This window comes from Pseudobutyrivibrio sp. UC1225, assembly GCF_900115215.1.
In the GTDB taxonomy this organism is placed as follows: Bacteria; Bacillota; Clostridia; order Lachnospirales; family Lachnospiraceae; genus Pseudobutyrivibrio.
The window spans coordinates 378,517-390,547 of record NZ_FOVQ01000002.1; the positions used below are offsets into that span (position 1 = coordinate 378,517).

The window sequence follows — 12,031 nt, forward strand, 5'->3', positions numbered from 1 at the left end:
GATGAGAGAATCATCCTAAGCTTTTGTAAGTTTAGTGATTGGAAATTTGAGTTCCAGTGTAAAGTGGTCTCTTGAGGTGCGAGTCTTGCTGGCACCACTTTGACGTTTCATAAGACTTGAAATACTTATAAGACCAATTTTTGCACTTTCGTTTTTACGTGGCTCTTTTCTGATTTTATTAGTAATAGAAAGTACAGCGTTTTCATTATCATGGAAAATGCGAATTCTAACTGGCTCAGCTTCATCAGCATATTTATCAATATTCGTAAATACGTTATTAAAGATTCTTAATATATCATTCATATTCACATGAATATTAAAGGTATCTTTAGGTTCTTCAAATTCAAAGCTAAAACCCTGAGCCTCAAGTGGAAGAGAAAGCTCAGAAATCAGCTGCATAAAAAGAGCGACGCCATCATATTCTTCCAAAGCTTCTGCCGGACGTTCAGGATGAGGATCAAAGGCAAGGAAGTATTCGAAAAGTCGGTCAGACATTTCCTTAATCTGATGACAGGTATCTAATGCGGTGTTAATGTATTTATCCATTTCTTCCGGAGAATTGTAATGATGCTCCTTAAGAATCTCCAAATATCCCATCTGTGTCGTAAGAGGGGTTCGCAAATCATGAGAAAGGGCAGTAACAAGACTATTATTTGCCTGAAGAGCCTGCTTCTCATTTTTCATTTGCTGATCCAAGGCTATACGCATAGAATTAAGGCTTTCAGCCACCTGTGATATTTCGTCATTTCCTTTTACGGGAACCTGATAATCAAGATTGCCCCCTTCTAAGATTCTAATTCCCTGTGTGACATCATTGATGTAATGGATTTTATTTCTAACAAATAAAACAAGCACAATTAGGCTAATCAGAGCTGATATTGCAATACTCAATCGTAATAAATTAGAGTAGAAGGAATACTGAACGTCAGTGAATAAACAGAGTGATACCTTACAATCAGTAAGATTAAGTGTATGTGTGGTTTGCTCTGGAAAGTAGTCGCTATAAATATCGACGTTTTCCTTAAACTCGGCATCGTCCGCATCAATGGTTGTTTCAGCATAGCCTGGATTGTAAAAGGAGGAATATATTATCGAATTATCCTTCTTTAGGTAAAAGAAAGCTCTGGGATTGGAATCATACCAATCATTAAGCGGTGAAGTATCTCCCGAGTCTACACTTTCCTCGTAGATGAAGGTTTGTAAATTATCTATTAGAGAATTGATTTTATATTCTTTGTAGGTCTTATCAAACCATTTTGAGGAAGAGACATCTGCTGAAAACCTAGAAAGGAAAAAATAGCAGATTGCGCCCAGCAATACAGAAATACATACTGCAATGGCCAACTCTATATATAATGATTTGGATAATAATTTCCTTACTTTTATCATTGTAATTTATAGCCCTTTCCCCAAACTGTTAGCAGATGTCGTGGGTTAGAAGGATCCTCTTCGATTTTGGTACGAAGATTTCTAATATGAACCATAATTGTAGCATTTGAGCTGTATAGGTATGGCTCATTCCAAATAGTTTCATATATCAGCTGGGCAGGAAAGATTCTGCCAGGACTACTAATAAGAAGCTTAAAAATCTGGTATTCCAGTTCAGATAAATCTAATTGAACTTCATTTCCCTTTGAATCGGTAGTGAATACTTCATTTCTATCTTTGGCAACCTTGAATATATCAAAGAAAATTAGATTATCATCGACAGGTGCCTCTTTTCCTTTATATACATAATAGCGGCGCAGAAGTGATTTTACTCTGGCGGTAAGCTCTGCATGGGAAAATGGCTTTGCCAGATAATCGTCACCGCCTATTAAGAGTCCTAACGATTTATCAGAATCAGTTCCTTTTGCAGTTAAAAATAGAATTGGCATTTGATACTTTTCACGGATTATCTTGCAAACATCCAGACCTGATTTGCCAGGCATCATAATGTCAAGAATTATAAGGTCAATGGAATTATCCACAAGAGAAAGGGCAGTTTCACCATCAGGTGCTTCTATAACTTCATAGCCCTCACTTTCTAATAATATCTTTATGATGTTACGGATTTCTTCATTATCATCTACTGTTAATATCTTTTGTTTACTCATAAATTTTTCCTTAACTAAACAAAAATACTTTGTTCCTAAATGTATACTAGCATAAAAAAAGTGTTTAATCTTTGAAAAAAGGTTATTTTAGATTTCTTAAGAATTACCATAGGCATTTCTTAAGAATCTATCTGTATGATGTCCTCTGTAAGTTAAAAATGTGCTTCGGAGGAAATAATAAAATGAAGTTAAAAGAAATATTAGCTGCTCAGAAAAATGAAGGCGAAATGTCAGAGCAGGATAAAAGCTTTTTTAAGAGATTAAATAAAAAAGTAGTTGCAGCCATGGTTATTGCTGCGGTACTTCTAACAACTATTATTGGAGCGACTGTAATAAAAAATGTTAAGGCAGGCAATACAGAGTTACCTGAGATTCTTACAGTGCAGGCGGCTAAGCAGGATATTCAAAAAACAATTTCTGCAACTGGAACAATCATCTCATCTGAAGAGTCATCAGAGAACGCTTCCATTACAGGTAGTTACCCTGTGGCTGAAGTATATGTAAAAGTTGGAGATGTTGTAAAAAAGGGAGATCCACTATATAAGCTTGATATGAATTCTATGAAAGAGCAGTTGTCTTATCAGCAGCAGGCACTTAGCATCCAGAATCAGCTTTACGATATCTCAAGGCAGAACGCTGAAAGAGGTATGCAAAGTACCAAGGATAGCGGTGCTATTGCAGTTATAGATGCTGATAGAGATATAGCAAGAAAGCAGCAGGCAGTTGTTGAGGCAGAAAGAAATGTAAAGAAAGCAAAGGAGGCCATTGATAGGGCCTATGATTCTGTTAGACATGCAGAAGAAGGAGACTCGGAGGAAGAAAAACGTAGTGCTCATGCGGAGCGAATAGAAGCAGAAAATGCTTTACAGCCAGCTAAGGATGCCTTAGAGGAAGCAAAAAGGGATTTAGAGTTAGAGATTATAAAAACAGATAAGGCAAAGAAAGATGCTAACGATGCAATCATTGATAAGTACATGGCATCCAAAGTGGACGAGCTTAATGCAAAACAGAGTAGTCTTTCAGCAAAGCAGGAGATGAGCAAGGCAAAGGAAGAGCTTTCGAAAGAAATAGTGTATGCCTCTCAGGATGGAACGGTTACTAATGTAAATATTAAGGCGGGGCAGCCTTTTAGTGGGGGAGATGCTGTAGTAATAGATAATGTTACAAATCTAAAAGCTACTGCTGACATAGATGAGGCACAAATCCCAAATGTTAAAGAAGGCCAGAAGGTTCAGATTAAGACAGATGCAACAGGCGATGAAATTTTAAAGGGTACTGTAGTTTTTGTTTCACCCACAGCGACAAAAAATAGTAACAAGAACACAGATAATCAATCATCAACAGCATCAGTTTCTAAGACCCGCGCTACTTATAGAGTGGATGTTGATATAGAAGGTTCAAATGAAGCGTTAAGACTAGGAATGACTGCCAAAATGACCTTTATTATTGCAGATAAACAAAACGCTCTTGCAGTACCTTCGGCTGACATTCAGACAGATGCAGATGGAAGCAAGTATGTTGTAGTGCAGCAGGCAGACGGAACTACTACCAATGTTAAGGTTGAAACAGGTATATCTGATGAATTCTATACAGAGATTACAGGTGGTCAGCTTAAAGAGGGACAGGAAATTGTAGAAGCTTCAATGGACGGTGGAGCAGATGCAGTTCTTGATGCAATGGGAGCAGATGGAGGTATTTACGATGAGTAATAATAATGATGTCTTGTTATCTGCAAGAAATATTAGAAAAAGCTACTACATAGGAACTCCCAACGAACTCGAGATATTACATGGGATAGATTTGGATATTCGTAAAGGCGAATTTGTTTCTATAGTAGGTCAGTCTGGTTCTGGTAAAAGTACCTTGATGAATATCCTTGGAATTTTAGATAGGCAGACAGCTGGCGAGTATGTGTTAAATGGTGTAAACATTTCAACAGCTCCAGCAAAACAGCTTGCAAAGCTTAGAAACAAACATATTGGATTTGTATTTCAAACTTACAATCTGATTGCTCGAACAGATTCAATTTCAAATGTGGAAATGCCAATGCTTTATGCAGGAATTTCACCAAAAGAAAGAAGAGAAAGAGCTGAAGAATTGTTAGAGATGGTGGGCATGAAAGAACGAATGCATCATACACCAGATGAGCTTTCAGGTGGACAGAAACAAAGAGTTGCCATCGCTAGAGCCATGGCTAATAACCCTGATATTATTTTAGCTGATGAGCCAACAGGAGCATTGGATTCTGGAACAGGCCGAATGGTTATGGATATTTTCCACGAGCTTCACGAAAAGCAGGGAAAGACTATTGTATTAATCACTCATTCAAATGAGCTTGCTGCAGAGACACCAAGGATAATTACAATTAGTGATGGAAATATTATTAATGAAAAGATAAATGAAGTTGAAGGATTGATGAACAATCCTGAAAGGAAAATCGTATGTTAGTTGAAAATTGCAAGCTTGCAATTAAAAGTATCAAGGCCAATAAAAAAAGAGCATTTCTAACAATGCTAGGAATTATTATTGGTGTTGCGGCTGTAATTGCAATTATGACAGTGGGAAACTCCATGACTAAGGGCGTACAAAAACAGCTTGAAAGCTATGGCGTTCAAAATATTGAAGTGTATATTTCAACAATAGATTATTCACAGGAACTGTCCGAAGAAGAGCAGGAGAATCTTAAATTTAAGCCAGAAGATATTCACTCTCTTTCAGAACATTTTGGCAAAAAAATAGCAGCTATATCCATGGATTCTAGTCTTGGAAACGGAACAGTTCTTGTTAATAATAAAAAAGCAAAGGTTGATGTTACCGGAGTTAGTGCCGGATATTTCAAAGCAAATAATCTTAAGCTAAAGTCAGGAAGTTATTTTAATGAGTATGCATATAGACAGGGTACTAATGTGGCTCTTGTTTCAGAAAAATATGCCAAGCAAATAGCTGGAGAAAATTATAAGAATGAGGATGTAATTGGTAAGACTTATGAGGTTAATCTAAATGATGAATACATTAATCTTACAGTTGTAGGAATCTATGAGGAGCAAAAGTCTCAGGGAATGGGAGGCAGCGCAGCAGGTGTCCAAACAACAACTATGTATATACCGCTCTTTACAGCCTGGAACTTTAACCATAATAAAGATATGTATTCTCCGACTGTAGTTGCGGCAGAAGGAGTGGATACCATTGCTCTGTCTAATGATATAAAAGCTTACCTTAATCAGAAAATGGCAAATCAATTGGGGGATAAACTTCAGATTGATGCATACAGCAATCAGTCCATGATTCAGGAAAACAATAAGATGATGAATCAGCTTACTATGGCAATTTCGCTTATAGCAGCAATTGCGCTTATTGTAGGTGGAATAGGTGTTATGAACATAATGACCGTTTCTATCACAGAGCGTACCAGAGAAATTGGAACCAGAAAAGCACTTGGTGCGGAGGATTCCATGATTATGCTTCAGTTTATCAGTGAAGCAGTTATACTTTGCCTTATCGGTGGACTTATAGGAATGGTAATTGGTGTTGTTATTGGAGATGTGGCATCTAAGCTTATGGGATACGCTCCAACAATTTCACTTGCAAGCATTTATATTTCTGTAGGCTTTTCTACAGCCATAGGTATGTTCTTTGGCTACTCACCAGCAAAACATGCTGCCAAAATGAATCCTATAGATGCATTGAGATATGAGTAATTGATAAAAACTCGCAATAAGCATATTTTTGAGAATCACCTATTGACTCGATAGGTGATTTCTTTTATATTAATCGCAGACTAAAATACTAGGCAAGTAGGTAATATAAAAAGAAAGGGTAAAAGGATATGTTCGTATACGCAGATAACGCAGCAACAACTGCTGTTTCACCTAAAGTAGTTGAAGCAATGCTTCCATATTTTACAGAGGTTTATGGTAATCCATCCAGCCTCTATTCAGTAGGCCAGAAGGCTAAGGAGGTTCTTGAGGAATCAAGAGAGCGAGTGGCAAAAGTTCTTGGTGCTTCACCTAGAGAGATTTATTTCACATCAGGCGGTAGCGAGGCTGATAATCAGGCCATCATCTCAGCAGCCAGAATTGGAGAGAAGAAGGGAAAGAAGCACATCATTTCTACAAAGTTTGAGCATCACGCAGTGCTTCATACTTTACAGGCACTTGAGAAGGAAGGCTTCGAAATCGAGCTTCTTGATGTACATTCGAATGGTGTCGTTACAGCACAGCAGGTAGCAGATGCAATCCGTGAGGATACAGCTCTTGTAACTATTATGTATGCTAACAACGAGATTGGAACAATTCAGCCAATCGCTGAAATTGGTGCTGTATGTAAGGAAAGAGGAGTTCTTTTCCATACAGATGCTGTTCAGGCAGTTAGCCATGTTCACATCGATGTAAAGGAGCAGAACATTGATATGCTTTCAATTTCAGCGCATAAGTTCCACGGTCCTAAGGGCGTTGGTGTGCTTTATGCCAGAGGCGGAATTGTTCTTACAAACGTAATTAACGGTGGTGCTCAGGAGAGAGGCAAGCGGGCCGGCACAGAAAACCTTGCAGGTATAGTCGGACTTACAGTAGCCCTTGAGGATGTGGTTGCTCACATTGATGAGACAAATGAGAAGCTTGAAAAGCTTCAGGACAGATTAATCGAAGGTCTTTCAAAGATTCCTTATTCAGAGCTTAACGGTGACAGAAATTTAAGAGTAAAGTCAAACGTAAACTTCTGTTTTGAAGGAATCGAAGGAGAATCACTTCTTTTATTATTAGATGACAAGGGAGTGGCAGTTTCATCAGGTTCTGCCTGCACATCAGGTTCACTTGACCCAAGCCATGTGCTTCTTGCAATTGGCAGACCACATGAGGTTGCACACGGTTCACTTAGAGTTTCACTTGGTGAGGATGCAACAGAGGAGCAGGTTGATTACATCATCAAGTCTGTTTCAGAAGTAGTTGAATACCTTCGTGGATTTTCACCATTCTGGGGTGATTTAGTAAGTGGCAAGCGTCCACACGTATTTGCAGAGCACACAGTGGCTTAATTAATAGACAGAAGTAATTGGAGGAAAAACAATGGCATTATATAGCGAAAAGGTCATGGACCATTTTAGAAACCCAAGAAATGTAGGAGTAATTGAAAATGCAGATGGTGTAGGCGAAGTTGGTAACCCAGTCTGTGGCGACATCATGAAAATCTATCTTAAGATAAATGATGAGCAGATTATTGAGGATGTAAAGTTTGAGACTTTCGGATGCGGCAGCGCTATTGCTTCATCTTCAATGGCAACAGAGCTTATTATGGGAAAGCCTGTATCTGAGGCACTTCAGCTTACAAACAAGGCTGTTACAGAGGCACTTGATGGACTGCCAGCTCACAAGCTTCACTGTTCAGTTCTTGCAGAGGAGGCAATCAAGTCTGCAGTAAAGAATTACTATGATAATAATGGCATTGAATATGATCCAAAGGATTTCCCTGACCCTGAGGTAGAGGCTTGTCATATGCATTAATTAGCGGAGGCTTTTATTTGCCAAAAACCGCTTACATAAGTTAAAATAGTTCCTAAAGAAATATTGAAGGGAAGCTATTTAATGAGTAATACAAATAATCAACCAAAAGCAAATGCTAAGGCATTACTGCCTATAGCATTGTTTTTGGTTTTATATCTTGGTAATGGAATCTATTTCCAATACATTTCACCAATTGAAGGGCAGATGGGATTTTATGTAGTCTCGGTAGTTCTGTCCTTTACTTTTGCGCTTATTCTTGCTTTTACTCAAAACAGAAGTAAGAGCTTTGAAGAGAAGATTCATATTTGCGCAGAGGGCATTGGGGACGACAATATCGTAACAATGCTTTTTATTTTCATATTGGCAGGTGCTTTCAGTGGTGTAGCGGGAGAGGCTGGTGGAGCTTCATCTACAGCTAACCTTTTGCTTAGTGTCATCCCAGGCAGGTTTGCAGTGCCAGGGCTATTTATCATTGCATGCCTTATTTCTATGGCAATGGGCACCAGCGTAGGTACTATTTCTGTCCTTGCACCAATAGCCTGTGCTGTTGCTAAAAACGGTCATATTAGTTTGGCTTTTTGTGTAGGTGTAGTTGTCGGTGGAGCTATGTTTGGAGATAATCTTTCATTTATTTCGGACACTACCATTGCAGCCACTAAGACACAGGGAATAGAGATGAAGGATAAGTTTGAAGCAAATTTAAAGCTTGCACTTCCTTCAGCTATTGTTACACTTGCAATCCTTATCGCATGTTCCTTCAAAACAGAGGTAAGTGCAATTGGAAACTTTGATTACAATTTATGGCAGGCACTTCCATATTTCATCGTGCTTGTGCTTTCCGTTCTTAGTGTAAATGTTTTTAAAGTACTTCTACTTGGATGCTTCATGTTTATTGTAGTAGGAATCTTCACAGGTTCCCTTACCTACGTTTCTGGTCTTTCTTCAATGGGAACAGGAATCGCTGGAATGTTTGAGACAATGATTGTAACTATCCTTGTTGCATCTGTTGCCTCACTTATCAGAGAGCACGGCGGCTTTGAAGCTATATTGGAGCTTATCAGAAGAAAAGCTGGAAACAAAAAGGGCGGAATGCTAGGCATCGCTTTCCTTACTATGTTTATGGATCTTGCCACAGCAAACAATACAGTTGCCATCGTAATAGCAGCACCAATCGCAAAGCATATCAGCGAGGAGTACGGTGTGGAGCCTAAGAAGACCGCATCACTTCTTGATACCTGCTCTTGCATTATGCAGGGAATCATTCCTTATGGAGCGCAGCTTCTTGTGGCAGCAAACATTGCAAAGATTGCCAGTTTTTCACTTATTCCATGGTTGATTTATCCATTTGTGTTGATTGTTTTTGTAGCAATCTCAATTATTAAAGAAAAATAATTAAAGAGTACGAGCGTAGAGGAAAAATGACAGATTACAAATTACTTTCAGAACAATTAAAAGCTTTGGCAGAGGATGAGCCAAACTACCTTCCTGTGCTTTCAAATGCTTCTGCACTTATAAATGAAAATTTAGATGATTTAAACTGGGCAGGTTTTTATTTGATGAATAACGGTTCTTTATTACTTGGACCATTTCAGGGAAAGGTTGCCTGCATAAGAATTGCTCTTGGAATGGGCGTATGTGGAACAGCAGCTGAAAAGGATGAAACACTTGTAGTTCCAAACGTCCACGAATTCCCGGGACATATTGCATGTGACTGTGCATCCAATTCTGAGATAGTAGTTCCTATTCATAAGGACGGCAAAGTTGTAGGTGTCTTGGATATTGATAGTCCAAGTCTCAATAGATTTTCAGATGAAGATAAGGCTGGTCTTGAGGAGTTTGTAAGAACTCTTGAGGCGGTGATTCAGTTTAACTGATAAATGTTATCAATATTAAAGTTGCAAATGCAACTCATAGCTATTGCCTCTTAGGTTAAGATGTAGGAGAATAAAGAAAAACATAGGAGGTAAAATCATGAGTAAGTTAAATGAAAGAAAAGTTGCAGTTGTAGGTTGTGGATTTGTTGGTTCAGCGTCAGCCTTTGCACTGATGGAAAGCGGATTGTTTTCTGAGATGGTTCTCATTGATGTGAACAAGGACAAGGCAGAGGGCGAGGCACTTGATATCAGTCATGGTTTACCTTTTGCAAAGCCAATGTCTATATATGCAGGAGATTACAAGGATGCTGGGGACGCAGCAGTTGTAGTTGTTACTGCCGGTGCAGGACAGAAGCCTGGTGAGACAAGACTTGATCTTGTAAAGAAGAATGTAGGAATCTTTAAATCAATTATTCCTGAGATAACAAAATATAATAAGGATGGAATCCTTCTTATTGTTGCCAATCCTGTTGATATCCTTACATCGGTAGCTGCAAAGCTCAGCGGTTTCCCAGAGAACAGAGTATTTGGCTCAGGTACAGTTCTTGATACAGCCAGATTTAAATACTTATTAGGCGAGCATCTTGATGTAGACAGCCGTTCTGTTCACGCCTTTATTATTGGAGAGCACGGTGACAGCGAGATAGCAGCATGGTCATCAGCAAATGTATCTGGAATTCCTATCAATGATTTCTGTGAGATGAGAGGACATTTCGAGCATGAGAAATCAATGAAGAGAATTGCAGAGGATGTTAAGAATAGTGCTTACGGCATTATTGAAAAGAAGGGAGCTACTTATTACGGAATCGCAATGAGTGTTCGCAGAATCTGCGAGGCAATTATACGTGATGAGAAATCAATCCTCCCTATTTCAAGCATCCAGCATGGAGACTTTGGAATTGATGGCGTGGCACTTAGTATGCCAGCAATAGTTGGTAGAAATGGAGTGGAGGGTTCTGTTCCAATCAGACTAAGTGATGAAGAGAAGGCTGCGCTTAAGGCTTCAGGTGATACTTTGAAGCAGGTTTTAGAGGAAGCCTTCTAATCGATAAAAATAATCAATAAAAACTAAATAGATTTCTTGAGTAATCAAAGAAGTTCTGCTATTCTACTCTTGGTTAGAAACATCTAACCGTGTGGATCATTGCAGAACTCCTTTTTTATTTCACAGAGTTGCTACCTCTTAAAAAAGGAGTTCTAAACTTTTTGAAAGGATGGTAGTTTTATGGATTATTTAGAAATTGAAAAGGTTATTGGAAGAGAGATTCTTGATTCAAGAGGAAATCCTACTGTAGAATGCGAGGTTACTCTTGTGGATGGAACAGTGGGACGCGGAATGGCTCCATCAGGTGCATCAACAGGCGAGTTTGAGGCACTTGAGCTTAGAGATGGAGATAAGAATAGATATTTAGGTAAAGGAGTACTTAAGGCAGTTGAGAATATCAATGGGTCGATAGCAGATGCAATTTGTGGTATGGATGCTTCGGATATCTATGCCATTGATGCAGCAATGATTAAGGCAGATGGTACAAAGGATAAGTCAAAGTTTGGTGCCAATGCAATTCTCGCAACCTCCATTGCTTGCTGTAGAGCAGCTGCAACAGCTCTTGATATTCCTCTTTATAGATTTTTAGGTGGTGTTCAGGGGACAAAGCTTCCAGTTCCTATGATGAACATTTTAAATGGTGGTGCTCATGCTGATAGCGCTGTTGACACTCAGGAGTTTATGATTATGCCTGTAGGTGCTTCTTCATTTAGCGAGTGCTTACGTTGGTGTGCTGAGGTATTCCACGCACTCAAGGCTATCCTTAAGGATATGGGAGACGTAACAGCCGTAGGTGATGAAGGTGGTTTCGCGCCTAATTCTCTTAAGAATGACGATGATGCTATCGAGACTATTCTAAAGGCTATCAAGGCAGCTGGTTTTGAGCCAGGCAAGGATTTTATGATTGCTATGGATGCTGCCTCTAGCGAATGGAAGTCAGAGAAAGGCAAGGGCTTCTATCATCAGCCAAAGTCAGGCAAGGACTTTACAACAGATGAGCTTATAGATCATTGGGCAGCTCTTGTTGACAAGTACCCAATCATCTCTATTGAGGATGGTCTTGATGAGGAAGATTGGGAAGGCTGGCAGAAGATGACAGCTAAGATTGGTGACAAAGTACAGCTTGTAGGTGACGATTTATTCGTTACAAACACAGAGCGTCTTTCAAAGGGAATCGCAAATGGATGTGGAAATTCTATTCTTATTAAGCTTAACCAGATTGGTTCAGTATCAGAGACTCTTGAAGCTATTAAGATGGCTCATAAGGCAGGCTATACAGCAATCTCTTCACATCGTTCTGGTGAGACAGAGGATACAACAATTGCGGATCTTGCAGTAGCTCTTAACACATGCCAGATTAAGACTGGTGCTCCATCTAGAACAGAGCGTGTTGCAAAGTACAATCAGCTTCTTAGAATCGAGGAACAGCTTGGTGCTGCAGCTGATTATCCAGGAATGGGAGCTTTTAATGTAAAGTAATTTAACTAATTGTGTAACATTAAATATTCACAAAGGAAG

Annotated in this window: 11 protein-coding genes; 9 read left to right on the forward strand and 2 right to left on the reverse strand. The window is 39.1% G+C overall.

Features of this window, described 5'->3' with window-relative positions:
* Positions 1-15: 15 nt before the first annotated feature.
* On the reverse strand, positions 16-1,389 hold the full coding sequence (locus BMZ41_RS04600) for a histidine kinase dimerization/phospho-acceptor domain-containing protein (protein WP_090527213.1): 1,374 nt from the start codon (positions 1,387-1,389) through the stop codon (positions 16-18).
* Positions 1,386-2,096, reverse strand: a complete 711-nt coding sequence (locus BMZ41_RS04605; protein WP_090527215.1) for a response regulator transcription factor — start codon at positions 2,094-2,096, stop codon at positions 1,386-1,388. Before BMZ41_RS04605 ends, BMZ41_RS04600 begins: the two co-directional genes overlap by 4 nt.
* Before the next feature lie 182 nt (positions 2,097-2,278).
* On the opposite strand from BMZ41_RS04605, the gene BMZ41_RS04610 reads away from it, so the two are divergent.
* From BMZ41_RS04610 to eno, 9 genes are all read left to right on the forward strand, one after another.
* Positions 2,279-3,805, forward strand: coding sequence for an efflux RND transporter periplasmic adaptor subunit (locus BMZ41_RS04610; RefSeq protein ID WP_177184151.1), 1,527 nt, complete (start codon positions 2,279-2,281; stop codon positions 3,803-3,805).
* On the forward strand, positions 3,798-4,544 hold the full coding sequence (locus BMZ41_RS04615; RefSeq protein ID WP_072911394.1) for an ABC transporter ATP-binding protein: 747 nt from the start codon (positions 3,798-3,800) through the stop codon (positions 4,542-4,544). Before BMZ41_RS04610 ends, BMZ41_RS04615 begins: the two co-directional genes overlap by 8 nt.
* A complete protein-coding gene (locus BMZ41_RS15755; RefSeq protein ID WP_090527221.1) occupies positions 4,538-5,794 on the forward strand; it encodes an ABC transporter permease in 1,257 nt (418 codons plus the stop codon). The genes BMZ41_RS04615 and BMZ41_RS15755 overlap by 7 nt, the downstream gene beginning before the upstream one ends.
* 128 nt (positions 5,795-5,922) lie before the next feature.
* Positions 5,923-7,128, forward strand: coding sequence for a cysteine desulfurase NifS (gene nifS, locus BMZ41_RS04625; RefSeq protein ID WP_090527224.1), 1,206 nt, complete (start codon positions 5,923-5,925; stop codon positions 7,126-7,128).
* Between the two features lie 31 nt (positions 7,129-7,159).
* Positions 7,160-7,594, forward strand: coding sequence for a Fe-S cluster assembly scaffold protein NifU (nifU, locus tag BMZ41_RS04630; protein WP_090168844.1), 435 nt, complete (start codon positions 7,160-7,162; stop codon positions 7,592-7,594).
* An 81-nt stretch (positions 7,595-7,675) separates the two neighbouring features.
* Positions 7,676-8,986: a Na+/H+ antiporter NhaC family protein gene (locus tag BMZ41_RS04635; RefSeq protein ID WP_090168842.1), complete on the forward strand. Its 1,311-nt coding sequence runs from the start codon at positions 7,676-7,678 to the stop codon at positions 8,984-8,986.
* A gap of 26 nt (positions 8,987-9,012) precedes the next feature.
* Positions 9,013-9,468 (forward strand): GAF domain-containing protein, encoded by a 456-nt coding sequence (locus BMZ41_RS04640; RefSeq protein ID WP_090527227.1) that lies wholly within the window; start codon positions 9,013-9,015, stop codon positions 9,466-9,468.
* A 97-nt stretch (positions 9,469-9,565) separates the two neighbouring features.
* Positions 9,566-10,513, forward strand: a complete 948-nt coding sequence (locus BMZ41_RS04645; protein WP_090168838.1) for an L-lactate dehydrogenase — start codon at positions 9,566-9,568, stop codon at positions 10,511-10,513.
* Between the two features lie 180 nt (positions 10,514-10,693).
* Positions 10,694-11,992: a phosphopyruvate hydratase gene (gene eno, locus BMZ41_RS04650; RefSeq protein ID WP_090527230.1), complete on the forward strand. Its 1,299-nt coding sequence runs from the start codon at positions 10,694-10,696 to the stop codon at positions 11,990-11,992.
* The last annotated feature ends 39 nt before the right edge of the window (positions 11,993-12,031 follow it).

Excerpts from the sequence above, each read along its gene's own strand:
- BMZ41_RS04610 (WP_177184151.1), top strand. The coding sequence starts at position 2,279 with ATGAAGTTAAAAGAAATATTAGCTGCTCAGAAAAATGAAGGCGAAATG.
- nifS (WP_090527224.1), top strand. The coding sequence starts at position 5,923 with ATGTTCGTATACGCAGATAACGCAGCAACAACTGCTGTTTCACCTAAA.
- BMZ41_RS04605 (WP_090527215.1), bottom strand. The coding sequence starts at position 2,096 with ATGAGTAAACAAAAGATATTAACAGTAGATGATAATGAAGAAATCCGT.
- BMZ41_RS15755 (WP_090527221.1), top strand. The coding sequence starts at position 4,538 with ATGTTAGTTGAAAATTGCAAGCTTGCAATTAAAAGTATCAAGGCCAAT.
- BMZ41_RS04635 (WP_090168842.1), top strand. The coding sequence starts at position 7,676 with ATGAGTAATACAAATAATCAACCAAAAGCAAATGCTAAGGCATTACTG.
- eno (WP_090527230.1), top strand. The coding sequence starts at position 10,694 with ATGGATTATTTAGAAATTGAAAAGGTTATTGGAAGAGAGATTCTTGAT.
- nifU (WP_090168844.1), top strand. The coding sequence starts at position 7,160 with ATGGCATTATATAGCGAAAAGGTCATGGACCATTTTAGAAACCCAAGA.
- BMZ41_RS04600 (WP_090527213.1), bottom strand. The coding sequence starts at position 1,389 with ATGATAAAAGTAAGGAAATTATTATCCAAATCATTATATATAGAGTTG.
- BMZ41_RS04640 (WP_090527227.1), top strand. The coding sequence starts at position 9,013 with ATGACAGATTACAAATTACTTTCAGAACAATTAAAAGCTTTGGCAGAG.
- BMZ41_RS04645 (WP_090168838.1), top strand. The coding sequence starts at position 9,566 with ATGAGTAAGTTAAATGAAAGAAAAGTTGCAGTTGTAGGTTGTGGATTT.
- BMZ41_RS04615 (WP_072911394.1), top strand. The coding sequence starts at position 3,798 with ATGAGTAATAATAATGATGTCTTGTTATCTGCAAGAAATATTAGAAAA.